The organism is Actinoplanes sp. NPDC051513 (genome assembly GCF_044454685.1).
In the GTDB taxonomy this organism is placed as follows: domain Bacteria; phylum Actinomycetota; class Actinomycetes; order Mycobacteriales; family Micromonosporaceae; genus Actinoplanes.
Genome location: NZ_JBITDW010000010.1, coordinates 138,209 through 162,806 on the forward strand (window position 1 = coordinate 138,209; position 24,598 = coordinate 162,806).

Below are 24,598 nucleotides of genomic sequence, written 5' to 3' on the forward strand. Positions count from 1 at the left end.
CGCCGTGTTGGAGAGCCACGATGCCCGCTCCGCGCCTGCCCCTCGTCGTGACCGCCGACCAGGAGCTTCTCGACGATCTCGTGCGCCTCGCCGCCGCCGGCGGCACCGAGGTCGTCGTCGCCACCGACCCGATCTCGGCCGGTCCGAGGGTCACCGCCGCGCCCATGGTCGTCTACGGCGCCGACATGGTCATCGCGTGCCTGCGGGCCGGACTGCCCCGCCACTCGCGAACCGTGATCGTCGCCCGTCGCGCCTGGCCGCCCGGCGTCGACGAGGCGACCCGGCGGCTCGGCGCGGTGCACGTCTGCCTGCTGCCGGACGGCGAGGCCTGGCTTGTCGACCGGTTCGCCTCGCTGCCCCATGCCGAGCCGCCCATGGCGCGCACCCTCGCCGTGATCGGCGGCAGCGGCGGCGCGGGCGCCAGCATCCTCGCCGGCGGGCTCGCGGTCACCGCCGTCCGGGCCGGGCACCGCACCCTGCTCGTCGATGGCGACCCGCTCGGCGGCGGCCTCGACCTGCTGCTCGGCTGGGAACGGCAGAACGGCCTGCGATGGCCCGCCCTCGTCCGGGCCGGCGGCCGGGTCGACCCGCCGGCGCTGCTGCGTGCCCTGCCGCAGCGTGGCGATCTCGTGCTCCTCTCGTTCGCTCTGGACGAGTCGGCGCCGGTGCCGAGCGAGGCGATGGCGGCGGCCCTCGACGCCGGCCGCCGCGCCCGCGACGTTATCGTCGCCGACCTGCCCCGGCAGCTCGACGACGCGTCGGTGCTCGCTCTCCAGGCCGCCGATCGGGCCCTGCTGGTCGTGCGCCCCGAGGTGCGCGGCATCGCCGGCGCGCTCCGCGTGGCACAGATGGTCCGGGTCCACCGCGACGACCTCGCGGTGGTGGTGCGTGGCCCGGCGCCCGGCCCTCTCCAACCCAGGGAAGTCGCCAAGGCGCTCGGGCTGCCGCTCGCCGGAGCGCTGCGGCCCGAGCCCGACATGCTGCTGGCGATCGATCGCGGCAGGGGCCCCGCCCACGGCGCCCGCGGGCGACTCGCCGGCCTGTGCCGCGAGATCCTCGCCGACCTGCTTCGCCGGCCGCGGTCCGAGGTGGCGGCGTGACCGGGTACGGGGAGCTCACCACCTCGGTGCGGCAGCAGTTCGCCGTCGGCGGGGTCGAGGCCACACCGGCCGCGGTCGTTCACGCCGTGCGCCGCGAGACCGGGGCGCTGGGCGACCACGCCGTGCTGCGGCTGGCCGACCGCGTGCACGACGAACTGGTGGGGGCGGGGCCACTCGCGCCGCTGCTCGCCTCGAATGAAGTGACCGACGTGCTGGTCAACGGCAAGCAGGTCTGGGTCGATCGGGGCGCCGGGCTCGAGCGGGTCGGCGAGATGTTCCGCGACTACGACGAGGTGCGCCGGCTCGCCCAGCGGCTGGCGGCGGCGTGCGGACGGCGGCTCGACGACGGCCAGCCGTACGCGGACGCCCGCCTGCCCGACGGCACCCGCCTGCACGCCGTGCTGCCGCCGGTGGCCACCGACGGGCCGTACCTGTCGCTGCGGACCTTCCGGCAGCGGCCGTTCACGCTCGACGATCTGGTCGAGCACGGAACCCTCACCCGGACGGCGGCGCCGGTGCTGCGGGCGATCGTGCAGGCGCGGCTGGCGTACCTGGTGACCGGCGGAACCGGCAGCGGCAAGACGACGCTGCTGTCCACGTTGCTCGGGCTCGTGCCGCCGACCGAGCGGATCGTGCTGGTCGAGGACGCGGCCGAGCTCCGGCCGGTGCATCCGCACGTGGTGGCGCTGCAGGCCCGTACCGCCAACGTCGAGGGGGCGGGGGCGATCGGGCTGACCGATCTCGTGCGGCAGGCGCTGCGGATGCGGCCGGACCGGCTGGTGGTCGGGGAGTGCCGGGGCGCCGAGATTGCCGACCTGCTGGGGGCGTTGAACACGGGGCACGACGGCGGGGCGGGGACGCTGCACGCCAATACGGCGGGCGACGTGCCGGCGCGGCTGGAGGCGCTGGGGCTGCTCGGGGGACTGCCGCGGACCGCGTTGCACGCGCAGGTGGTGGCGGCGCTGCAGGTGGTGCTGCACGTTCGGCGTACGGTCCGGGGGCGGGCGCTCGAGTCGGTGAGCGTGCTGCTGCCGGCCGGGGAGCAGCGGCTCGCGACCGTGGTGCCGGCCTGGAGGCGTACGCGTGGGGCCGGGCCGGGCGCGGCGGCGCTGGCACGGCTGCTGGCCGGTCGAGGGGTCGCCGTGCCGGCGGTGCTCGATCCGCCGTCGGGGGTTGGGCGCGTGACCACGGTGCTCGATCCGCCCTCGGGGGTGGGCGCGTGACCACCGTGCTCGTGGGGTGCCTCGTGGCCGGGGCGGCGGTGATCGCCTGGCCCGCGCGGCGCCGTCTCTCTTGGACGTCGCCGCAAGCCGTCGTCGCCGGAGTGGGTGCGGTGGCGGCCGCCGGGCTGGTCGTCGGCGGGCCGGTGCTGGCGGTGGTGGTCGCCGCTTATGCCGGACTCGCCGGGCGGGCAGTGCTGCGGCGGGCGGCCCGGCGGCGGGCCAAGGCTGCCCGGGCGGCGTCGCTTGCGAGGCTGGGGGCGCTGGCGGCCGACCTCCGGGCGGGCCTGCCCCCGGCCGATCTCCACGCAGGTCTGCCCCCGGCCGATCTCCGGGCGAGCCTGCCCCGGGCCGGTCTCCGGGCCGGCCCGCCCCGGGCCGGCGCGGCGCTGGCTGAGCTCGCGCCGGGCCGTCTCGAGCGACTCACTTTGTCGGTGTGGCGGCTGGCCGAGCGGACCGGAGCGCCGGCGGCCGACCTGATCGAGCGGATCGAGGCGGACGCGCGGGCCGCGGACCGGGCGGCGGACGCGGCGGCGGCCCAGTCGGCCGGGGCGCAGGCAACTGCGCTGCTGCTGGCCGGGCTGCCGGCCGGCGGGATCGGGCTGGGCATCGGGATCGGCGCCGATCCGGTCGGAGTGCTGCTGCATACGCCGGTGGGCGCGGCCTGCGCGGTCGGGGCCGTGGTGCTGCAGAGCGGCGGGCTGATCTGGGCCGACCGGCTCACCGCGGGGGTGGCGCGGTGAAGGAGCGGTGCGCGCTGGACACGCTGCTGAGCGCGGGCGGACTGGTGCGGGTGGCGGTGCGGCCCTGCTGCCTGGCGGCGCTGGTGGGGCGCCGCCGGCCTGCGCCGGGCAATTCAGCGGATGAGGGAGCCGCGGCGGACCCGTCGATGGTGTGCGCTGCGGCCGAGGTCGAGATGCGGGTGTCGCCGTGAGCCTGGTGGCGCTGGTCGCGGCGGTGCTGCTCCTGGTGGCGACGGTGTGGCGGGGGCGGACGCGGCGGCGGCTCGATCGGCTGCGGCGGTCTTTCCCCTCGGCGGAGCGGGAGGCCGCGAAGGCAGGGGGCGCCGGCCGCTGGGGCCGGATCGGCATCGGGGTGCTCGTGGGCGCCGCCGTCGCCGGACTGATCGGGGCCTGGTGGGGCGTGGCGGCCGGCGTCGCTGCCGGCGCGGGCGTCGAGCGCTACCTGAGACGGCGCGAGCCGCCTGCCCGGCGGCGGGAGCGGCTCGCCGCCCTGGCCGATCTGCCGCTCGGGGCTGACCTGCTGGCGGCGGCGCTGCGGGCCGGCGCGCCGATCGACCGGGCCGCCGCCGCGGTGGCCGAGGCCCTGGGCGGGCCGCTCGGCGAGCGGCTGCAGCGGACGGCGCGGTCGCTCCGGCTCGGTGCGGAACCGACCGAGGCCTGGCAGCACCTCGACGGCCTCGACGGCGCCGAGCGGCTGGTCGCCGCGGCCGTCCGGTCGAGCGCCAGCGGGGGAGCGCTCGCCGGGGCGTTCGGGCGGCTCGCCGACGATCTGCGCGCCGACCGGGCCGTCGCGGCCGAGGCGGCCGCCCAGCGGGCCGCGGTGCTGATCGTGCTGCCGCTGGGTCTGTGCTTCCTGCCGGCGTTTCTGCTGGCCGGGCTCGTCCCGGTCGTGATCGCGGTGCTCCAGGACGTGCTCTGACGGCCCCAGGCCTCCGAGATCCCCGACCCCTGACCCCCGTGACCCCTGGGTCACGGATTCCGGCGGCGGCCGCCGGCCGCTGCCCACCACAACCGAAGGAGAACCACGTGCGCAATCTGATCGCGAACTTCGCCCGGCTTCGGACGGAGGCCGGCGACGCCGGGATGAGCACCGTCGAGTACGCCGTGGGCACGCTGGCCGCGGTGACGTTCGCCGGCGTCCTGCTCAAGGTCGTCGGGGGCGAGAGGGTGCAGGCGGCGCTGACCGCGATCATCGACCGGGCCCTGCAGTGATACGGCGCCGGCAGCCCGGACGCGACCGGGGGTCGTTCACCGCCGAGCTCGCGGCCGGGCTGCCGGCGCTCATCCTGCTGCTCCTGGCCGGGCTCACCGCGGTCGCCGCGGTGACGGCCAAGGGACAGTGCGTCGACGCGGCCCGGGAGGGTGCGTTGGCCGGCGCCCGGGGCGAGGGGGCGCCCGCGGCGGCGGCTCGGGTGGCGCCGCCGGGGGCGAGCATCGACGTGGCCGCCGGCGGCGACTCGGTCACCGTCGTCGTGCGGGCGCCGGTGCGGATGCTGGGCGCGCACCTTCCGGCCATCACCGTGGAGGGCCGGGCGGTCGCGGCCCGGGAGCCGGGGGTGACCCGGTGAGCCTCCTGGCGGACGACCCGGTGAGCCTCCCGGCGGACGATCCGGATCGCGGCGCGGCCTCGATCTTCCTGCTGGCCGTCGGGCTGGCGCTGGTACTGGCCGGGCTGGGCGGGGCGTCGATCGGCACGGCCCGGGTCGCGCGGCACGAGGCACGCGCCGCGGCCGACCTGGCGGCGCTGGCGGGGGCGATGCGGGCGATCGAAGGCGAGGACGCGGCCTGCGCGCGGGCGAGCGACTTCGCGGCGGCGAACGGCGGGCGGTTGACGTTCTGCACCGTCGAAGGTCTGGAGGTGGTGGTCTGGGCGGAGGTCGAGGTCGAGCCCATGCCGGGGATGGTCCGCCACGCGCGGCAGGGCGCCCGGGCGGGCCCGCTCTTCGGCCCCGTCGAGTGAGCGTGCGGGCGTCAGGGGAGGGCGGCGAGGACCGTGTCCAGGACCGAGACGGCGCCGGGCTTGTGGAGGGGGTTGTTGCCGTTGCCGCACTTCGGGGACTGGACACACGACGGGCACCCGGCCTCGCACCCGCAGGCCGCGATGGCGTCCCGGGTGGCGCTGAGCCAGGCCGCCGCCGTCTCGTAGGCGCGCTCGGCGAAGCCCGCCCCGCCCGGATGCCCGTCGTAGACGAAGACCGTCGGCACCTCGGTGTCGGGGTGGTTGGCCGTCGAGAGGCCGCCGATGTCCCAGCGATCGCACGTCGCCATCAGCGGGAGCAGCCCGATCGCGGCGTGCTCGGCCGCGTGCAGGGCGCCCGGGAAGTCGGGCGGCGCCACCCCGGCCGCCTCCAGCGCCCGTGGCGACACCGTGAACCAGACCGCCACCGTCCGCAGCTCGCGTGGCGGCAGGTCGAGCGGCCGGGTGTCGATCACCTCGCCCGAGCCGATGCGGCGGCGCTGATAGGAGACGACCTGGTTCGTCACGTCGACCTCGCCGAGGAAGAGCCCGACCGGCCCGGCGTCCACGTACGAGCGGACGCTCACCACCGACAGGTCCGTCACGTCGCGAGCGTGCGTCGACCAGTCCGGCTCCTCCTGGTGCACGAGCGCCACCGCGTCGTCGAGGTCGAGGTCGTCGACCACGAACGTCACGCCCTGGTGCAGGTAGACGGCGCCGGTGTGCAGCATGACGTGCGACGAGCCGGCGTCGACCGTGCCCAGCAGCCGGCCGGTCGACGACTCGACCACCTGCACCGGCGCGCCGCCGGTGCCGCGCAGGTCCACGTCGGGCCGGCCGGTGTGCGTCCAGTACCAGCCGCTCGGGCGGCGGCGCAGCGCCCCGACCGCGGTGAGGCCGTCGACCGCGGCTTGCGCCCCGCTGCCGAAGAGCGCGAGGTCGGCGGTGGTAAGAGGCGCCTCCGAGGCCGCGCAACAGAGCTGCGGCCCGAGCACGTACGGGTTGGTGGGGTCGAGCACGGTCGCCTCCACCGGCCGGCCGAACAGCGCCGACGGGTGGTGCACCAGGTACGTGTCGAGCGGATCGTCCCGGGCGACCAGCACCGCCGTGGCCGACCCGCCCGCGCGCCCGGCCCGCCCGGCCTGCTGCCACAGCGACGCCCGCGTACCCGGATAGCCACAGATCAGCACCGCGTCCAGCCCGACCAGGTCGACGCCGAGCTCGAGCGCGTTCGTCGAGGCCAGCCCGAGCAGCTCGCCGGCCAGCAGCTGCCGCTCGATCTCCCGCCGATCCTCCTTGAGATAGCCGGCCCGATATGCGGCCACGCGATCGCCCAGCCCGGGCACCGCCTCGTCCAGCTGCCGCCGGGTCACCGCGGCCACCACCTCGGCGCCGCGCCGCGACCGGATGAAGGCGAGCGTCCGAACCCCGCTCACCACCGCGTCGGTGAGCAGATCGGCCGTCTCCCGCAACGCGGACCGTCGTACCTGAGGCAGATCCCCATCGAGTGATCCGGATGAAACCGGGGGCAGCAGCGGCGGCTCCCAGAGCGCGAACGTCATGGCCCCGCGCGGCGACGCGTCCTCGGTGATCGCCGTGACCGGCGCCCCGACCAGCCGCGACGCCGCGTCCGCCGGGTCGCCCGAAGTGGCCGACGCAAGGATGAACGTGGGCTTCCCGCCGTACCGGGCGGCCAGCCGGCGCAGCCGCCGCAGGACGTGCGCCACGTGTGAGCCGAACACCCCGCGATAGGCGTGGCACTCGTCGATCACCACGTACGAGAGGCGCCGCAGAAACGTCGCCCACCGTTCGTGCCCGGGGAGCATCCCATGATGCAACATATCTGGATTTGTCAGTACGAAGCGCGAGTGCTGCCGGATCCAATCCCGTTCCTCGCGCGCCGTGTCACCGTCGTAAGTGGCCGGGCGTACGTCGGGAAGACCGAAGCCCGCGACGGCGCGCAACTGGTCCGCCGCCAGGGCCTTCGCCGGCGCGATGTAGATCGCCGTCGCCCGTGGGTCGTCGAGCAGGCGCGTGAGCACCGGCAGCTGATAGCCGAGCGACTTGCCCGACCCCGTCCCGGTTGCCAGCACGACGTGTTCGCCATCGAAGGCGAGCGATGCCGCCGCCACCTGATGCGCCCACGGCGCCGAGATCCCGCGGGCGTTGCACGCTGCGACGAAAGACGGCGAAGCCCACGCCGGCCACGGGACCTGCGTGCCCGCACGGGCCGGAACGTTCTCGATGTGCGTGACCGAGGGGGAGGAGAGCTGCGACAACGAAGCCGGGCGGTGGGCGGTGGACGTCACGCGTTGCACTCTGGCATCGGTATGGGCGCAACCCCAAACGGGTACCTGGGTGGGTGCCGTGCGTAGCGGCAACCCCGGCGGTGGTTAGATTCGCAGGAGAGATCCGCAGGGAGGAGGAGCGATGGAGCTGTCCCTTGCGACTCGGACCGTCGCCGAGCACACGGTGCTCGAGGTGGGCGGCGAGGTCGACGTGTACACGGCTCCGAGGCTGCGTGAGCGCCTTGTCGAGCTCGTCGACGCCGGTGCCCGCAACGTGGTTGTCGACCTGGGCGGAGTCGATTTCCTCGACTCCACGGGGTTGGGTGTGCTGGTCGGCGCGATGAAGCGGCTGCGCGTGGCGAACGGGCGATTCGGCCTGGTCTGCGCCAAGGAGTCGTTGCTGAAGATCTTCCGGATCACCGCGCTGGACCAGGTGTTCCCGATCTACCCCACGATCGAGGCGGCGACCGCAGACAGCGACGGCAGCGGTCCGACTTCGTGATGGCGACGGTCCGTCTGTCTTTCTCTCCGGCGCCGGTCCATGTCCGGACGGCACGGCTGGTCGGTGTGGCGGTTGCTCGGCGGGCGGGGGTCGCCGAGGAACTGCTCGACGAGGTCCGGCTGGCGATCGGCGAGGCGTGCACCCGCGCGGTGGCATTGCACAACCAGTACGGCCTCCCCGATCTCGTGACCGTCGAAATGTCTGATTCGGACTCTTATGCCGTTCGGGTGATCGATCATGCCCCGATCGAGGCGAGCGTGGGCCTGGCCAAGTTGCCGCCCGACGAGCTCGCCGCCGAGTCGCTGAGCGAGGACGCGCTCACCACCGGAGTGGGCTTCGCCCTGCTCGCCGGATTTGTCGATGACCTGCAGGTTCGCCCGGTCGAGGACGGTCCCGGCACCGAGGTCCGAATGGTGTGGCCGGTCCAGCGCCGCTGACCCATCAGAGATCAAAAAAGATCTGTACCCCTCTGGCGCCGCGCTAACACAGCGGCGAACATCACCACGACACGGCCGGAGGCGGGTGTGACCACCACCACGACCGGCCGATACAGTACGCGAGTTATCAGCTACTGCTCCTGGTCCCGCGTCCGCGGGGCCCAGTTGTCGTCTCCCCGGTAGCGGGGGAGCGCCCGGGCGGTCTCGTCCGTCGTCACGGGTGCGGTCGGTGTACAGGAGGACATTGATGTCCGGGACCTTGATAACTTCTGCCGCGGGCGGAGTGTCCCTGAGTGGTTCAAACGTCACATTCGTCATCGTCGCGCTGGTCTTCGCGCTCATCGCGCTGGGCTTCGCCGCGATGTTCGTCCAGTCGGTGCTGAAGGCGGGGCGCGGCACCAAGAACATGCAGGAGATCGCCGGCGCCGTGCAGGAAGGCGCCTCGGCGTACCTGTTCCGTCAGTTCAGGACACTGGCGATCTTCGTAGTCATCGCGGTCGTACTGCTCTACCTCCTGCCGGTGCACGACACCGACAACGAGGTCTGGGTCAAGATCGGCCGGTCGCTCTTCTTCGTCGTGGGCGCGGTCTTCTCCTCGTTCATCGGCGGCGCGGGCATGGCGCTCGCGACGCGGGCCAACCTGCGGGTGGCCGCGGCGGCCGGTGAGCAGGGCGGTCGCGAGACCGCGATGGGCATCGCGTTCCGCACCGGCGGCGTGGTCGGCTTTCTCACGGTCGGCCTGGGCCTGTTCGGCGGCGCGCTCGTCGTTCTGATCTTCAACAGCGACGCGCCGACCGTGCTCGAGGGCTTCGGCTTCGGCGCCGCGCTGCTCGCGATGTTCATGCGGGTCGGCGGCGGCATCTTCACCAAGGCCGCGGACGTCGGCGCCGACCTGGTCGGCAAGGTCGAGCAGGGCATCCCCGAGGACGACCCGCGCAACGCCGCGACGATCGCCGACAACGTGGGCGACAACGTCGGCGACTGCGCCGGCATGGCGGCCGACCTGTTCGAGTCGTACGCGGTCACCCTGGTCGCCGCGCTGATCCTCGGCCAGGCCGCGTTCGGCCAGGACGGCCTGATCTTCCCGCTGATCATCTCGACGATCGGCATCGTGATCGCCGTCGTGGGCGTCTTCATCACCCGGCTGCGTCCGTCCGACAAGAACGGCCTCACCGCGATCAACCGGGCCTTCTACATCTCGGCCGCGCTCTCCGCGATCGCCGTGGCCGTGGTCAGCTTCATCTACCTGCCGAGCTCGTTCGCCGGCTTCGACGACGCGGGCATCGGCGCCGACATCGTCAACAGCGGCCGTGACCCGCGCTGGGTCGCCGTGGGCGCCGTCGTGATCGGTATCGTGCTGGCCGCCGCCATCCAGGCGCTGACCGGCTACTTCACCGAGACCAACCGCCGTCCGGTGCAGGACATCGGCAAGTCGTCGCAGACCGGCGCGGCCACCGTCGTGCTCGCCGGCATCAGCGTCGGCCTCGAGTCGGCCGTCTACTCGGCGCTGCTGATCGCCGCCGGCGTCTACGGCGCGTTCCTGCTCGGCGGCTCGTCGCTGACCCTGTCGCTGTTCGCGGTGGCGCTCGCCGGCACCGGCCTGCTCACCACGGTCGGCGTCATCGTCGCGATGGACACCTTCGGCCCGATCTCCGACAACGCGCAGGGCATCGCCGAGATGTCCGGCGACGTCGACGAGAAGGGCGCGCAGATCCTCACCGAGCTCGACGCGGTCGGCAACACCACCAAGGCGATCACCAAGGGCATCGCGATCGCGACCGCCGTCCTGGCGGCCACGGCGCTGTTCGGCTCGTACACGAACAGTCTGGCCAGCTCGCTGACCGACGCCGGGATCAAGGACGTCGGCGCCGAGATCCTCGGCCTGCTCAACATCGCCAACCCGCGCAGCCTGGTCGGCCTGCTCATCGGCGCCGCGGTGGTCTTCCTCTTCTCCGGCCTGGCGATCAACGCGGTCTCCCGCTCCGCCGGCGCGGTCGTGATGGAGGTCCGCCGCCAGTTCCGCGAGCACCCGGGCATCATGGACCGCACCGAGCGGCCCGAGTACGGGCGCGTCGTGGACATCTGCACCCGGGACGCGCAGCGCGAGCTGCTCACCCCCGGGCTGCTGGCGATCCTGGCCCCGATCGCGGTCGGCTTCGGCCTCGGCGCCGGGGCGCTCGCGGCCTACCTGGCCGGTGCGATCGGCGCGGGCACGCTGATGGCGGTGTTCCTGGCCAACTCCGGTGGCGCCTGGGACAACGCCAAGAAGCTGGTCGAGGACGGCTCGTACGGCGGCAAGGGCTCCGAGGCGCACGCCGCGACGGTCATCGGCGACACCGTGGGTGACCCGTTCAAGGACACCGCGGGCCCGGCCATCAACCCGCTGCTCAAGGTGATGAACCTGGTCTCCCTGCTGATCGCGCCGGCCGTGGTGAGCTGGAGCATCGGCTCGGACGCCAACACCCCGCTGCGCGTGACCATCGCGCTCGTGGCGGCGGCGATCATCGTCGTGGCCGTGTTCATCAGCAAGCGCAAGCCGATCACGATGGGCGACGACGCCCCGGCGGGCAACTCGGTCCCGACCGAGAAGGTCAGCGCCTGACGATCATCGAAGGGGGTGCCCGGCCGGGCACCCCCTGAGCACCATGGAAGGTTGTCACACCCGGGCCGTACGCTGCTTCCCATGCGTGCGGCCCGTCCCCTCTCGGTAGTGCTTCTGGTCGCGCTCGTGCTGAGCGCCGCGGCCTGCGGAAGCGCGCAGAATGCGCGTGCCTGGGCAGCGTCCGTGTGCGGCACCCTGAGTCCGTGGCGCACCGAGATCGGCTCGCTGACCACCCGCGCCCAGCAGCAGATCAACGTCAACACCACGCCCAACCAGGCCAAAGAAAATCTGAGCCGGCTCTTCGCCGGCGCGCAGGACGCGAGCGAGCGGGCCCGCGCCGGCGTGGTCGAGGCCGGCGTGCCCGACGTCGACAACGGCAAGAAGATCGCCGACAGCTTCACCGGCGCCCTGGCGGGCCTGCGCGACGCCTACGGCAAGGCCGCCACCGGCATCGACGGCCTGCCCACGGCCCCGGCCAAGGTCTTCTACGAGCAGGTGGAAAAGGTCGTCAACCAGCTCAACACCGACTATCAGGCGAGCAGCCTCGACACGAGCAGGCTCGACTCGCCCGAGCTCAAGCAGGCCTTCGACGAAGTGCCCGAGTGCCGGTGAGGTGACCGACCCGCGATGACCGAGACGGGGTGGCCGCTGATCCCGCGCGACATGCTGCCGGCGCCGGTCCCGAAAGCGCCCGGTTTCTCCGCGCCCTCCGCAGGGTCGACCGCCGGCGATGCCACCGCGGCCAAGCGCCGGCCCTTGTCCGATCTCGGCCGTCAGCTGCCGTTCTTCGGCGCCGAGACCACCGAGCCGTCGCCCGCCGATCTCGCCGGTCTGCTCGCGGGCCCCGGCCGCCTCGACCGCATGGGCGGCACGGCCCGGGTGTCGGTCGAGGTCGATGCGGCGTGGCGCGTCCATGTCCTGGTCTCCGAGCTGGTCGCGCGCGGCTTGACCGCCCACTGGCGTCCGCTTCACGACCAAGATCAAGATCAAGATCAAGATGCAGATGTACGGGCGGAGGAGCACCACGAACCGCGGGGCGGGCGCTCCCCGGCGCCGCCCGGGAATCGGGCCGTCGAAAACCATCACGCGCCAGAATCCGATCCTTTCGACGACGTCTATCCCGAGCCCGACGCCTATCCCGAGCCCGACCCCTGGCCCGAGTCCTCCGCTGCGGATGAGCCGGTCGACGACGATCTCCTTGAAGATGGCCGGAGAGATCCACAACACCCGGACGCCGGCCGGCGCGTTCCTGTACCAGGGGAGCTCTCTCTCACATCCGGCCGGCGTCCGGCCGCAAGTGAGGAGGAATCCGAAAAATCGGATGAGCTCGGCCGGTCGACATCCCCGGCCGAGCCCGATCCCAGGGAGGAGCTTCACAAAGAGGCAGACGCCGACGAAACCGACGAATATGGCACAGACCACCCAGCACCCGAGCCGAAACCCCGGTTCGAGGTGCTCACGGCGTACTCCAGTCGATTGAATGGCCTGGCCCGCGGCTGGCCGGAGGCCGCCACGCAGCTCTTCCTGTCCGGGCCTCGTCTTCGCTTGTGGGTCGCGGCGGCGGGCGAACCCGTGCCGAGCGGGTATTCTTTGGGGCTGGACCCGGTCAAGGACATGGTCGCGGTCGATGCCGCGCTGGTGCGCGTCGGTCTGGCCGGCCGCCTGTCGGATGACGGACGCCGCTACGTGATCGCCGGAAAACGGCGGCTGCGGCGTCTTGCCGAGCTGGTCGGCGAGCGCCCCGATGCGGCTCCGGAGCACGTGTGGCCGGACCGCGCAGGTGCGTGATCTTCCGGGATTGTGTGCGACACGACTCACCTTTCGCGGTGTACGGTGTCGCCGTCGGACGCATGCGGTGGCCGGACCGTTACCATCCGAGTCCGGGGTTCCCCGGGAATGCGGTCCCGTCCGGCGCGTTACGTTGAAAGTCTGTGACCCGCCGGTAGAGATGGCGGGACGCTGAGTGCGAAGTTTGGGAGTGCCGTGCCGAGTGCCGCCAGGACGATCCGTCTGGTCATCGTCGAGTCCCCGTCGAAGGCCAAGACGATCGCCGGTTATCTGGGCCCCGACTATTTCGTCGAGGCCTCCTTCGGCCATGTCCGTGATCTGCCGCGCAACGCTGCCGACGTGCCCGCCAAGTACAAGGGCGAGTCGTGGGCGCGGCTCGGCGTCGACGTCGACAACGGTTTCCACGCGCTCTACGTCGTCTCCCAGGACCGCAAGGCACAGATAGCCAAGCTGGTGAAGCTGTCGAAAGAGGTGGACGAGATCTTCCTCGCCACCGATGAGGACCGCGAGGGCGAGGCGATCGCCTGGCACCTGGTCGAGACGATCAAGCCCAAGGTCCCCGTCAAGCGCATGGTCTTCCACGAGATCACCAAGCCGGCCATCCAGGCCGCGGTGGCCAACCCCCGCGAAATCGACCGCGACCTGGTCGACGCGCAGGAGGCGCGCCGCATCCTCGACCGTCTTTACGGCTACGAGGTCAGCCCGGTGCTGTGGAAGAAGGTGATGCCCCGCCTCTCCGCCGGGCGGGTCCAGTCGGTCGCGACGCGCATCGTGGTCGAGCGCGAGCGTCAGCGCATGGCCTTCCGCACCGCCGAGTACTGGGACATCCTGGCGACGCTGGCCGTGCAGGGAAAGATCGAGGGGCCGCGGAACTTCTCCGCGACGCTGATCGCCCTGGACGGCGACCGGATCGCCACCGGCAAGGACTTCGAGCCCACCACCGGCCAGGTCAAGCCCGGCTCCGGCGTGGTGCACCTCGACGAGTCCGGCGCCCGCGGCCTGGCCGCCCGCCTGGAAGACCGGCCGTTCACGGTCACCCGGGTCGAGGAGAAGCCGTACCGCCGCCGCCCGTACGCGCCGTTCATCACCTCGACGCTGCAGCAGGAAGCGGCCCGCAAGATGCGGTTCTCCGCCTCGCAGACAATGCGCACCGCGCAGCGGCTGTACGAGAACGGCTACATCACCTACATGCGTACCGACTCGGTGAATCTGTCCGAGACCGCGCTCACCGCGGCGCGCCGGCAGATCGCCGAGCTCTACGGCCAGGCCAACGTGCCGCCGCAGCCGCGCCGCTACACCGGCAAGGTCAAGAACGCGCAGGAGGCGCACGAGGCGATCCGCCCCGCCGGCGACAACTTCCGCACGCCGGGCGAGGTCGCCAACGAGCTGTCGGCCGACGAGTTCCGGCTGTACGAGCTGATCTGGCGCCGCACGATCGCGTCGCAGATGACCGACGCCGTCGGTAACTCGGTGAGCGTCCGGATCCGCGCGATCTCCACGACGGGCGAGGAGGTCGACTTCGCCGCCTCCGGCAAGACGATCACCGACCCGGGCTTCCTGCGCGCCTACGTCGAGTCCTCCGACGACGAGAACGCCGAGGCCGAAGACGCCGAGCGCCGCCTGCCCACCCTGGTCAAGGACCAGCCGCTGACCGCCGAGGAACTGGCCGCGTCCGGCCACCACACCATTCCGCCCGCCCGCTACACCGAGGCGTCGCTGGTCAAGGCACTCGAAGAGCTGGGCATCGGCCGCCCGTCGACGTACGAGTCGATCATGCGGACGATCCAGGACCGCGGGTACGTGGAGAAGCGCGGCCAGGCCCTGATCCCGTCCTTCCTCGCGTTCGCGGTGATCGGACTGCTCGAGGGGCACTATCCCCGGCTGGTCGACTACAACTTCACCGCGGCCATGGAGACCCAGCTCGACGACATCGCCGGTGGCGATCATGCCGCGCTGGACTTCCTCACCTCCTTCTACTTCGGCAGCCAGACGGCCGGCGCCGACGACACGATCGCCGCGGCCGGCGGGCTGAAGAAGATGGTGACCGAGAACCTGAGCGCGATCGACGCGCGCTCGGTCAACTCGATCCCGCTCTTCGCCGACGAGGCCGGCCGCCAGGTGGTCGTCCGGGTCGGCCGCTACGGGCCCTACCTCCAGCGCCAGCTGCCGGAGGCGACCGAGGAGTCGCCCGAAGACCGGGTCTCCATCCCCGAGGGCGTGGCGCCCGACGAGCTGACCCCCGAGAAGGTCAGCGAGCTCTTCCTGGGCGGCGGCGGTGAGCGGTCGCTGGGCGACGACCCCGCGACCGGCGAGTCCGTGCAGCTCAAGTCCGGCCGCTTCGGGCCGTACGTGCAGGCCGGCGAGCGCAAGTCGTCGCTGTTCCGCAGCCAGTCGCCCGAGACGCTGACGCTCGACCAGGCATTGCGCCTGCTGAGCCTGCCGCGCGTCCTGGGCAAGGACCAGGAGGGCAACGAGATCGTCGCCGCGAACGGTCGCTACGGGCCGTACGTGAAGCGCGGTGACGACTTCCGGTCGATCGAGAGCGAGGACAAGCTCTTCACGGTCACGCTCGACGAGGCGCTCGCCCTGCTCGCGCAGCCTAAGAACCGGCAGCGCCGGGAGGCCAAGCCGCCGCTGCGCGAGATGGGCCCCGACCCGGTCACCGAGAAGCCGATGATCATCAAGGAGGGCCGCTTCGGGCCGTACGTGACCGACGGGGAGTACAACGCCTCCCTGCGGCGCGGGCAGACGCCCGAGGAGCTCACCGTCGAGCAGGCATCCGAGATGCTCGCCGAGAAGCGGGCGAAGGGTCCGGCGCCCAAGAAGAAGGCGGCGGCCAAGAAGGCTCCGGCCAAGAACGCCGAGCCGGCGGCCGCGAAGAAGACCGCGGCCAAGAAGGCGCCGGCCAAGAAGGCGACCGCGGCGAAGAAGACGACCGCCGCCAAGAAGGCGGCCCCGGCGAAGAAGGCCGCCCCCCGGAAGGCGGCGGCTTCCGCCGAGTAGGCGAGAAGGCGAGAAGGCGGCGCCCTCCGCCGCGTAGGCGAGCGGGTCAGCTGCCGAGCACCCGGTCCAGGTATTCGTTGCTGAAGACCCGGGCCGGGTCGATCCGGTCGCGTACGGCCACGAAGTCGTCGAACTTCTCGTAGACCGGGCGCAGGTCGTCGGCCGAGCGGTAGTGCAGCTTGCCCCAGTGCGGCCGGCCGCCGAGTGGCCGGCAGACCGCCTCGACGGCCCGGAAGTACGGCTCGTAGTCGACCCCGGTGAACTGGTGCACGGCCACGTACGCCGACTCGCGCCCGTACCCGTGCGAGAGCCAGACGTCGTCGGGCCCGGTGAAGCGCACCTCGACCGGGAACTGGACCTTGAACGGCAGCCCCTCGATCACGCGGGGGAGCGCCCCGATCACCTCCGGCAGGGCCGCGCGCGGGATCTCGTACTCCATCTCCGTGAAATGCACCCGCCGCGGCGTGCAGAAAACCCGGTCGGACCGCTCGGTGTAGGTGCGCGCGGTCAGCGCGCGGGCCGCGACGGCGCTGGCCGCCGGCACCACGCCCGGCACCGCCCTGCCGAGCTTGCAGACCGCCCCGAAGACCGTGTTGGAGAGGAACTCGTCGTCCATCCAGCCGCGCAACCTTGACAGCGGCCGGTCGTGCGCAGGCACCTTGTTATTGATCTTCAGCTGGGCGCGGTCGGTGTAGGGGTACCAGTAGAACTCGACGTGGTCGTTGGCCGGGATCCACTCGTCGAGGCCGGCCAGCACCTCGGCCAGCGGCATCGGCCGCTCGTCCGCCAGCAGGGTGAACGCGTCCACGCAGCGCAGCGTCACCTCGACGAGGATGCCCAGCGCCCCCAGCCCGAGCCGCGCGGCCGGGAAGATCGGGTCGTCCTTGCCCACCTCGAGCACCTCGCCCGAGCCAGTCACCAGCTTGACCGCCTCGACGCATGAGGCGAGCGTCGAGTGCTCCGCGCCGGTGCCGTGCGTGCCGGTCGAGATCGCCCCGGCCACCGTCTGCTGGTCGATGTCGCCGAGGTTGGGCATGGCCAGCCCGTGCTCGGCGAGCACCGCGTTCAGCACGTGCAGCGGCATCCCGGCCTGCACGGTGACCAGCGGCGCGTCGATCGACACCAGCCCGGCCAGGCGATGCAGGAACAACCGCTGGTCGTTGGCCACAGCGATGTCGGTGAATGAGTGTCCGCTGCCCACCGCCTTGATGCGGCGTCCGGAATTGGACGCTTCCTTGACCTGGGCCACGACCTCGTCGACAGTGCCAGGAGTCAGGATGTCGGTCGCGTGGGCCTGCTGGTTGCCGCCCCAGTTGGTCCAGCGGCGAGCGATGACAGGGGTCGTCATTATGGCTTTGTCCTCCGTACGAGCGGACAGTCGCACAAAACTGGGCGTACGGAGTGTCCTCCGCGTCCCGTCGATGCCCCTCGCTCGTTGATCCGAGTAACGTTCCGATTATCACTGCTGAGAGGGAGTGGCGACGCGTGTCGACACCAACCGTCACCACCGGGCCGCTGCGGCGCGTTCCGGTGCAGGGCAGAAGCGTTGCCCGGGTCCAGCGCATGCTCGACGCCTGCGCCGAGCTCGTCGATGAGGTCGGCTACGAGGGCCTGACCACGACGCTGCTCGCCGAACGAGCCGAGGTTGCCATCGGCTCCGTCTATCAGTTCTTCCCCGACAAGCGGGCGATCGTACAGGCGCTGGCCATGCGCAACATGGACGCGTACCTGCAGGGTTTGTCCGCCCGGTTCGGCAGCGAGACCTTCGCCCACTGGTGGGACGGGGTCGACGCGGCCATCGACGTCTACATCCAGATGCACCGCAGCGTGCCGGGCTTCCGCACGCTCCACTTCGGCGACGTGGTCGACGTTCACCTGCTGGACGTCGAGCGCGACAACAACGCGGTCATCGCCGACCGGCTGGCCGAGCTGCTGGTCGACCAGTTCCAGCTGATCGACCGGGCCCGCCTGCGGTTCGCGCTGCAGATCTCGGTCGAGGCGGCGGACGCGTTGATCAAGCTGGCGTTCCGCCGGGACACCAATGGCGACGAATCGGTGCTTACCGAGGCAAAGGCCCTGATTCGGGAGTATCTGCACCGTCATGTGACGGCCTGAGCAGTTACCCCCGTCTCTGTCAGCCCAAGAAGGCATGTCCCTCTCCCCGATACGTCGGGGCCGGCGTCGCTGTCTCACCGTCGATCAGCTGGAGCTCGTTGACGTGCTCGCACAGCTCGCCGGCCTTGGCGTGGCGGAACCACACCCGGTCGCCGGTGCGCAGCGTGTCGGCCGTGTCGCCGAGCAACGGCGTCTGCACCTCGCCGGCGCCCTCGTCGGGCTTGAACCGCAGCCCCTCCGGCAGATAGGGCTGCGGCAGGCGGGACTGCTCGGCCGGGCCCGAGGCGATCCAGCCGCCGCCGTGCACGGTGGCGATGCGCGGCGCCGGGCGGCGCACGACCGAGAGCGCGAAGAAGGCGGCCGGGGTGGGCTGCCAGCTCCGGTACGCGTCGAAGAGCGTGGGACCGAACAGCCCCGAACCGGCGGTGACCTCGGTGACCGCCGGGTCCGCGCCGGTGACGGCCACGCTGCCGGTGCCGCCGCCGTTCACGAACTCCAGGTCGGCGCCGGATTCCGCGGCCAGCACCGAGCGGACCGCGGCGACGGCCTCGGCGCGGCGCTTGAGCAGCTCGGGGAACGAGCGGGACTGCATCAGCCGGATGGCCCGTCCGCGCAGCGCCTGACGAGGCGGCGCGTCGCCCACGCCGGCGATCTGCGCCTCGTACGACATCATCCCGACCAGCTTGAAGCCGGGCCGCTCGACCAGGCGCCGGGCGAGCGCGGAGGCCTGCGCCGCCGAGTGGATCGGCGAGCGGCGTACGCCCACGTGTAGCGGGCCGGGCTTCCAGGACGAGTCGAGGTCGATGCAGAGCCGCACGTCCGGACGCTTGCCGGGCGGGGTAACCCGGTCGACCACGTCGAGGTGGCCGGGGTGATCGACCATGAGAGCGATCGATCCGGCCAGGGCCGGGTCGGAGGTCAGGTCGGCGATCGCCTTGCGGTCCACTGTCGGGTACGCGACCAGGACGTCGTCGGTCACCCCTTCGCGTACCAGCCAGACCGCCTCGCGCAGCGTGTACGCCATCACGCCGTGCCAGCCCGGCTTGGCCAGCACCCGCTCGATCAGCTGCCGGCAACGCACCGACTTGCTGGCCACGCGCACCGGCTTGCCGCCGGCCCGGGCCACCAGCTGGGCCGCGTTGTCGTCGAAGGCGGCCAGGTCGACCGCCGCGATCGGCGTCTCGAGGTCGCCGGTCGCCCGGTCGAGGCGCTTCTGCAGGGTGCCGCGGTCTCGGGGGATCACGCGAGCACGGTAACGCCTTCATCGGGCAATGCGAAAGACCTTCACTTTTGCGCTACCCGAACGTGCGAGACCAGGCGCGCCGGGGTCGCCGGTTAGAGTGCACCTGCTGGAATCACGGGAGGTACGGCCATCGACACCGAATCGCGCGAAACCGGACCTGTCGACTTGTCGGGGGTCGCGGCGCTGCGGTCAGTGCTGCGCATCAGGCCGTTCCGGCGACTGTGGCTGGTGCTCGGCCTGGCCTCGTTCGGCGACTGGATCGGCCTGCTCGCCACCGGCATCTTCGCGGCCGCGCAGTTCCAGAGCAGCGCGGGGCAGGGCGCCGCATTCGGCGGCACGATCGCCGTACGGCTGCTGCCCGCTCTTCTGCTCGGCCCGATCGCCGGTGTCTTCGCCGACCGGTTCGACCGCCGCTACACGATGGTCATCACCGACCTGATCCGGTTCGTCTTCTACGGCTCGATCCCGATCGTGGCGCTGATCGGCGCCTCGCCCGGGGTCATCGTCGCCTGGGCCACCATCGCCACGTTCATCGGCGAGACGGTCACGCTGATCTGGATCCCGGCCAAGGAGGCCGCGGTCCCCAACCTGATCCCCAAGTCCCGCATCGAGATCAGCAACCAGCTCACCCTGGTGACCACGTACGGCATCACGCCGATCCTGGCCGCGCTCGCGCTCTCCGCGCTGACCGCCGGTGTCCAGCAGTCCGGCGTCACGCTGCCCGACTGGGCCCAGCCCGTGCAGCTGGCGCTCTACCTGAACGCGTTCTCCCGCCTCGCCACCGCGCTCACCGTCTTCTTCGGCATCAAGGAGATCGGCGGCAAGAGCGCCGAGCGGCAGCGCGAGGCGCAGCAGAGCATGTTCCGGCAGTTCCTCGACGGTTGGAAGTACATCGGCGGCACCCCGCTGGTGCGTGGCCTGGTGCTGGGCATCTTCGGCGCGTTCGCGGCCGGCGGCGTGGTGATCGGCGCGGCGAAGACCTTCGCCACTTCGCTGGGCGCCGGCGAGGCCGCCTTCTACCTGCTCTTCGGCACCATCTTCATGGGCCTCGCGGTCGGCATCGGCCTGGGCCCGATGATCATTCGTGAGCTTTCCCGGCGCCGCTGGTTCGGCATGAGCATCGTGCTGGCCAGCGGCTCGGTGATGTTCCTCGGCGTCGCGTTCCATCTGTCCATGGCCCTGGTCGGCGCGCTGCTGGTCGGCGCCGGCGCCGGTATGGCGTTCCTGGCCGGCACCACGCTGCTGTACGGCGAGGTCGACGACGCGGTCCGCGGCCGGGTCTTCGCGGTCGTGCAGATCGGCGTGCGAATGGTGCTGCTGCTGGCCATCACGCTCTCCGGCTTCCTGGTCGGCCTGGGCAGCTCCCGCCGGGTCGACCTGGGCGCGTTCAGCGTCCAGGTGTCGTTCACCCGGGTGCTGCTGCTGGTCGCGGGCGCGATTGGCATCTGGGTCGGCATCAGCTCGTTCCGGCAGATGGATGACAAGCACGGCGTGCCCGTGCTCGCCGACCTGTGGGGCTCGATCCGTGGCCGGCCGCTCGCCCCCGCCGAGCAGTTCGTGCGCACCGGGGTCTTCGTGGTCTTCGAGGGCGGCGAGGGCGCCGGCAAGTCCACCCAGGTGGAGCGGCTCGCGTCGGCGCTGCGCGACGGGGGCCGCGACGTCGTGGTCACCCGCGAGCCGGGGGCCACCGACGTGGGCGCGCGGATCCGCCAGCTGGTGCTCGACAAGAGCGAGTCACCCGCGCCGCGGGCGGAGGCCCTGCTGTACGCGGCCGACCGCGCCCACCATGTGGCGACCGTCGTGCGTCCCGCGCTGGCCCGCGGCGCGGTGGTGGTCAGCGACCGGTACGTCGACTCGTCGCTGGCGTACCAGGGCGCCGGCCGTACCCTGCCGGTCTCCGAGATCTCCTGGCTCTCCTCGTGGGCGACCGGCGGCCTGAAGCCCGACCTGGTGGTGCTGCTCGACGTCGACCCCGGGGTCGGACTGAGCCGGGTCGACGCGCGCGGCCAGGGCCAGGACCGCCTCGAGAGCGAGTCGCGCCAGTTCCACGAGCGGGTCCGGTACGCCTTCCTTGACCTGGCCGCCGCCGATCCCAAGCGTTACCTGGTGCTCGACGCGGCCCGCCCGGCCGACGAGATCACCGCCGCGGTCGGCGAGCGCCTCGCCGGTCTGCTCGCGGCCGCGCCACCGCCCCCGGCGCCCGCCTCCACCGACCTGCCCCCGGGCCCCGACCTGACAGCGCCCGACCTGACAGCGCCCGACCTGACAGCGCCCGACCTGACAGCGCCCGACCTGACAGCGCCCGACCGGGCGGCGCGGGACCAGGCGGCGTCGGACCGGACCGCATCCAGCCGGGCCGCGTCCGAGCGGGACAGGGAGCCCCCTCTGGAAGAGCTGGCCGAGCTGTTCGGCGTCGAGGACGAAACCCCTCCGCACCGGAGGAAGTGAGGCTCAGCTCGAGGTCGCCGGGCTGGGCGTGGCCGCCGTGGTCACCTTCTTCTGGACGGCGGCGATGGTTGCCGCGTCGACCGTTCCGGTGGGCTTCACCTCGAGCTCGGTCTGGAACGCCTTGAGCGCCTCGGTCAGCTCCGGCGTCCACGTGCCGTCGACCGCCCCGGGCCAGTGGCCGGCCAGCTTCAGCGTCTGCTGCACCGCCGCGGTGGAGGCGACGGCCTGCTCGGCCGCGGCGCCGCCCTTAGCCTCCAGGTCGGCCCGTAGCGCGGCGTCGGTGGCCTTGTCCACGGTTCCGGTCACCGGCAGGTCGTGCTTCTCCTGAAGCGCCGAGACCGCGTCCACGGTCGTCGGCCCGTACACCCCGTCGATCTCGCCCTGGTAGTAGTCGGCCTCGGCGAGCGACTTCTGCAGGGCCAGCGTGTAGTCGCGGGCCGCGCGGTGGGCCTGCTCCTGCTGGTCGCCGGTGAGGCAGCCGGCCTCGTCGAAGAGCCGCAGCCAGGCCATCTCCAGCGCCACCGCGGCGGCGTTGAACCGCTCGGAGGCGTCTTCGATCGGGCTCTGCGCGCTGATGCCCTTCTGCGCGGCGGTGAAGTCGGCGTCGGCCTGCTTGACCCGATCCACCGTGGCCACCGAGACGAGCGGGGTCGCGCTCGGCGAGGCGGCGGCCGACGTCGAGGCCAACGGCGAGGCCGAGGCCGACGCCGGGGTCAGTGCCGCCTGCGCCTCGACCAGCTCCTTCTCGGCCTCGGTCACCGACTGTTTGGCCTCCTGCACCTGCTCGGCGCCGGAGATCACCTCGGACCGGGGCTCGGCCAGGTCGGCGCCCGCTTCGGTGACGTCGCCGACGGTCGGGGCCGTTCCGGTGAGCACGTCGCCGTAGCGGTCCAGGGCCCGGATGTAGTTCGCCGTCGTGCGGCAGAACTCGCCGACCCGCGCGGTCAGCTCGGTGCGCGCCTCGTCGAGGGCCTGCCGGCTCTTCTCCACCCGGCTCTGGGCCAGCGAGGAGCGCGCGTCGCCGTCCCCGCCGCCGCAACCGGCGGCCATCGCCAGCACGACAAGACCGGCCGCGACCGCCGGCCATCGCCGCGGGCTCATGTCACCGCCGGCCGTTGCGGCGACGCAGGATCACCACAGTCCCGGCGACCACCAGCAGAATTGGCAGCACGAGTCCCCAGAGCAACAAGCCGTTCACGACAACCCCTCCCGAGCGTCAGTGTCGGGACCAGGGTCGGGTACCCGCGCGAAGCGGGGATCACCCCTGCCGGATGAAGGACGGGGCGATGCGGGCGGAGCCCGCGGGCCCGAAACGCCCCGACGGGTCAGCCCGGCAGTCGCCGCACATAGCGCGAGGCGCACCGGCCGTGCGGTGCGCCTCGTGGACTATTCGCTGCTCGTACCCGTGAAATGCTCTTTCTAATAGCCGCGATTTCCGACGGCGGCCTTGGCGAAGGCGGGGGTGCGGCCGTTGGCCAGTTCGCCGCCGAACCAGAGCCCGAAGCCGGAGATGGACAGCGCCAGCAGCTCGATGAGCAGCAGACCGAAGCCGGCGGCCCGGTCGTCGTTGCCGACGCGGACCATGAGGATCACGGCGAACAGCACCAGTACGCCCATGTTGACCAGGACGCGAAGCACGCCGATGCGCTTCGCCACCGGGCGGCGGACGAAGGCGAGGTCGATCGCGCCGGCCACCATCGCGAGGAACCCGCCGGCCAGGCCGGCCACGATGTTCCAGTACGCCAGCGCGCCGAGCATGCTCGGACCACCGAGCAGGTTCGCGACGTCGAAGATGACGGCCATCGTGAACAGTCCCAGCGGGAACATCACCAGGATGGGTTGCACCGCTTGACCCGCGATGCTCAGGCGGCTCTCCATGCGGTCATCGCCCTTCCTACCTGCGTAAATCGTAGGTTCGTCGTGGCATCCGTGTGAGGCCTACCCGGTGCATACGTCAATGAAACGCCGCAGAAGGGCAGGAGTGACGCGTACTACTCCCCGATACTCGGCTTGTACGCAATCTGCAACATGGCAGGTTGATTAGTAGCGGACAGCCGGGTGGCGTGCTCTACTACCAGTAGAGCAACAAGGGCGGAGTCGGCAGGGGAGACACCGCAACGGCACCCGGCGGCAACCGGGTGCCGTTGTCACCTCTAGAGCTCCGTCGTCGAGACTGGTTCGTCGAGACTCGACAAAAGATCAGCGACACGAGCGAGGCGGGGAATTCTCTCTTTGCCAATGGTGGCTCGCATATCCCTGACTCGCAAGACAGCCAGGGGAGGGAGTTCGCCATGCGCATCTACTACCGTGCGCCTGACGTCGTCGTGACCAGCGAGCTCTTCGTCCGGCACGGACCATCGCCCGGACGATTCGCGATCCGTGACCTGCGCGATGTCGGCATCGCGCCCGGCGAACCGGAGGGCGTACGCCCCGGGGTCGTCATTCTTCCCGCCGCCGCGGCCGCCCTGGTCGCGGCGGCGGCCGTCTCGGGGGCCGGTGGCGTGCTGGTCGCGGTCGCCATCGTGGTCTCGGCCTGCGCGGCCGGCGTGGTCTTCGCGGCGGTGTCCCAGCACCGGCCCCGACGCTGGGAGCTGCGCGCGACCTATCGAGGGCGGGAAGTCACGCTCTACGCCTCGACCGATGCCCGGGTGTTCAACCAGGTCGGCCGGGCGCTGCGCCGGGCGATCGAGGCCGAGCACGAGTGGCCGCCGCACACGAATGGCGCCGCTGCCGCGTGACGTTTCCGTCGTTTCGGACGTGACCGGATTGTCGGATGAGTAGGATGTGTGCCACTCAGGGCTCAATCTCGCAACCGCACCCCAAAGAGAACAGCAAAACGGCTCGACCCGGAGAACGACATGAAGCCCTATGTAGCGGTAATCCTGGTGCTCATCTCCATCATTCTCGGCCTCATCTGCTACATCATCACGGACGCCCAGGGCGTCGGCCGGTACCGGGCCGCGGTGGCGGGCCTGGCCGTGCTCGGCAGCAGCTGCACCCTGGAGTTCCTGATCGTCAACTCGGTTCAATCCTGAGCCGACTGCTGGGCGAGACGCCGGCCGCTTCGTGCCACGCCTCGACGCTCCTTCGCGCCTGACCTGCGGAAATGCTGATCCGGCCGGATCGGCTTGTGCGCAGTCTGCTAGATGGCA

At 71.9% G+C, this 24,598-nt stretch carries 23 protein-coding genes; 18 read left to right on the forward strand and 5 right to left on the reverse strand.

Features of this window, described 5'->3' with window-relative positions:
- Positions 1-20: 20 nt before the first annotated feature.
- The 8 genes from ssd (at position 21) to ACIA5D_RS29785 (ending at position 5,023) form a co-directional block, all read left to right on the forward strand.
- Positions 21-1,100 (forward strand): septum site-determining protein Ssd, encoded by a 1,080-nt coding sequence (ssd, locus tag ACIA5D_RS29750; protein WP_396033605.1) that lies wholly within the window; start codon positions 21-23, stop codon positions 1,098-1,100.
- Positions 1,097-2,323 (forward strand): TadA family conjugal transfer-associated ATPase, encoded by a 1,227-nt coding sequence (locus tag ACIA5D_RS29755; RefSeq protein WP_396033606.1) that lies wholly within the window; start codon positions 1,097-1,099, stop codon positions 2,321-2,323. The genes ssd and ACIA5D_RS29755 overlap by 4 nt, the downstream gene beginning before the upstream one ends.
- Positions 2,320-3,063, forward strand: coding sequence for a hypothetical protein (locus ACIA5D_RS29760; protein ID WP_396033607.1), 744 nt, complete (start codon positions 2,320-2,322; stop codon positions 3,061-3,063). The genes ACIA5D_RS29755 and ACIA5D_RS29760 overlap by 4 nt, the downstream gene beginning before the upstream one ends.
- Positions 3,060-3,254, forward strand: coding sequence for a hypothetical protein (locus ACIA5D_RS29765; RefSeq protein WP_396033608.1), 195 nt, complete (start codon positions 3,060-3,062; stop codon positions 3,252-3,254). The genes ACIA5D_RS29760 and ACIA5D_RS29765 overlap by 4 nt, the downstream gene beginning before the upstream one ends.
- Positions 3,255-3,259: 5 nt before the next feature.
- Entirely contained in the window at positions 3,260-3,982 is a 723-nt protein-coding gene (locus tag ACIA5D_RS29770; RefSeq protein ID WP_396033801.1) for a type II secretion system F family protein, read from the forward strand.
- A 164-nt stretch (positions 3,983-4,146) separates the two neighbouring features.
- The gene (locus tag ACIA5D_RS29775; protein ID WP_396033802.1) at positions 4,147-4,275 is read left to right on the forward strand and encodes a DUF4244 domain-containing protein; all 129 of its coding nucleotides are present in this window, start codon (positions 4,147-4,149) and stop codon (positions 4,273-4,275) included.
- The gene (locus ACIA5D_RS29780; protein WP_396033609.1) at positions 4,272-4,631 is read left to right on the forward strand and encodes a TadE family type IV pilus minor pilin; all 360 of its coding nucleotides are present in this window, start codon (positions 4,272-4,274) and stop codon (positions 4,629-4,631) included. The genes ACIA5D_RS29775 and ACIA5D_RS29780 overlap by 4 nt, the downstream gene beginning before the upstream one ends.
- Entirely contained in the window at positions 4,628-5,023 is a 396-nt protein-coding gene (locus ACIA5D_RS29785) for an Rv3654c family TadE-like protein (RefSeq protein WP_396033610.1), read from the forward strand. The genes ACIA5D_RS29780 and ACIA5D_RS29785 overlap by 4 nt, the downstream gene beginning before the upstream one ends.
- 11 nt (positions 5,024-5,034) lie before the next feature.
- Here ACIA5D_RS29785 and ACIA5D_RS29790 read toward each other — a convergent pair whose 3' ends face one another.
- Positions 5,035-7,329 carry a DEAD/DEAH box helicase gene (locus ACIA5D_RS29790; RefSeq protein ID WP_396033611.1) on the reverse strand — a complete coding sequence of 765 codons (2,295 nt, stop codon included), beginning with the start codon at positions 7,327-7,329 and terminating at the stop codon, positions 5,035-5,037.
- Positions 7,330-7,450: 121 nt separating this feature from the next.
- Between ACIA5D_RS29790 and ACIA5D_RS29795 the strand changes: the two genes are divergently transcribed.
- The 6 genes from ACIA5D_RS29795 to topA all read left to right on the forward strand — a co-directional run bounded on the left by ACIA5D_RS29795 (position 7,451) and on the right by topA (position 15,640).
- On the forward strand, positions 7,451-7,810 hold the full coding sequence (locus tag ACIA5D_RS29795) for an STAS domain-containing protein (protein ID WP_396033612.1): 360 nt from the start codon (positions 7,451-7,453) through the stop codon (positions 7,808-7,810).
- Complete coding sequence (locus ACIA5D_RS29800) at positions 7,807-8,247, forward strand: ATP-binding protein (protein WP_396033613.1); 441 nt, start codon at positions 7,807-7,809, stop codon at positions 8,245-8,247. Before ACIA5D_RS29795 ends, ACIA5D_RS29800 begins: the two co-directional genes overlap by 4 nt.
- A 247-nt stretch (positions 8,248-8,494) precedes the next feature.
- A complete protein-coding gene (locus tag ACIA5D_RS29805) occupies positions 8,495-10,849 on the forward strand; it encodes a sodium-translocating pyrophosphatase (protein WP_396033615.1) in 2,355 nt (784 codons plus the stop codon).
- Between the two features lie 81 nt (positions 10,850-10,930).
- Entirely contained in the window at positions 10,931-11,461 is a 531-nt protein-coding gene (locus ACIA5D_RS29810) for a hypothetical protein (RefSeq protein WP_396033617.1), read from the forward strand.
- A 15-nt stretch (positions 11,462-11,476) separates the two neighbouring features.
- Positions 11,477-12,637, forward strand: coding sequence for a hypothetical protein (locus ACIA5D_RS29815; protein WP_396033618.1), 1,161 nt, complete (start codon positions 11,477-11,479; stop codon positions 12,635-12,637).
- Positions 12,638-12,832: 195 nt separating this feature from the next.
- Positions 12,833-15,640, forward strand: coding sequence for a type I DNA topoisomerase (topA, locus tag ACIA5D_RS29820; RefSeq protein ID WP_396033619.1), 2,808 nt, complete (start codon positions 12,833-12,835; stop codon positions 15,638-15,640).
- 46 nt (positions 15,641-15,686) lie between these two features.
- Here topA and ACIA5D_RS29825 read toward each other — a convergent pair whose 3' ends face one another.
- Positions 15,687-16,991, reverse strand: a complete 1,305-nt coding sequence (locus ACIA5D_RS29825) for a D-arabinono-1,4-lactone oxidase (protein WP_396033803.1) — start codon at positions 16,989-16,991, stop codon at positions 15,687-15,689.
- 134 nt (positions 16,992-17,125) lie between these two features.
- Between ACIA5D_RS29825 and ACIA5D_RS29830 the strand changes: the two genes are divergently transcribed.
- A complete protein-coding gene (locus tag ACIA5D_RS29830; RefSeq protein WP_396033620.1) occupies positions 17,126-17,755 on the forward strand; it encodes a TetR family transcriptional regulator in 630 nt (209 codons plus the stop codon).
- A 19-nt stretch (positions 17,756-17,774) separates the two neighbouring features.
- Here the strand turns inward: ACIA5D_RS29830 and ACIA5D_RS29835 are convergent, their stop codons facing one another.
- Positions 17,775-18,995 carry an amino acid deaminase/aldolase gene (locus ACIA5D_RS29835; RefSeq protein WP_396033804.1) on the reverse strand — a complete coding sequence of 407 codons (1,221 nt, stop codon included), beginning with the start codon at positions 18,993-18,995 and terminating at the stop codon, positions 17,775-17,777.
- Between the two features lie 195 nt (positions 18,996-19,190).
- Here ACIA5D_RS29835 and tmk point away from each other — a divergent pair, with 195 nt between their 5' ends.
- Positions 19,191-21,446, forward strand: coding sequence for a dTMP kinase (gene tmk, locus ACIA5D_RS29840; protein ID WP_396033621.1), 2,256 nt, complete (start codon positions 19,191-19,193; stop codon positions 21,444-21,446).
- A 3-nt stretch (positions 21,447-21,449) separates the two neighbouring features.
- Here tmk and ACIA5D_RS29845 read toward each other — a convergent pair whose 3' ends face one another.
- Both ACIA5D_RS29845 and ACIA5D_RS29850 read right to left on the reverse strand, forming a co-directional pair.
- Positions 21,450-22,547, reverse strand: coding sequence for a peptidoglycan-binding protein (locus ACIA5D_RS29845; RefSeq protein ID WP_396033622.1), 1,098 nt, complete (start codon positions 22,545-22,547; stop codon positions 21,450-21,452).
- Between the two features lie 318 nt (positions 22,548-22,865).
- Entirely contained in the window at positions 22,866-23,324 is a 459-nt protein-coding gene (locus tag ACIA5D_RS29850; RefSeq protein ID WP_396033623.1) for a DUF2231 domain-containing protein, read from the reverse strand.
- 413 nt (positions 23,325-23,737) lie between these two features.
- Between ACIA5D_RS29850 and ACIA5D_RS29855 the strand changes: the two genes are divergently transcribed.
- Positions 23,738-24,184 carry a DUF6232 family protein gene (locus ACIA5D_RS29855; RefSeq protein WP_396033624.1) on the forward strand — a complete coding sequence of 149 codons (447 nt, stop codon included), beginning with the start codon at positions 23,738-23,740 and terminating at the stop codon, positions 24,182-24,184.
- A gap of 120 nt (positions 24,185-24,304) precedes the next feature.
- Positions 24,305-24,481 (forward strand): hypothetical protein, encoded by a 177-nt coding sequence (locus ACIA5D_RS29860; RefSeq protein ID WP_396033625.1) that lies wholly within the window; start codon positions 24,305-24,307, stop codon positions 24,479-24,481.
- Positions 24,482-24,598 lie beyond the last annotated feature (117 nt).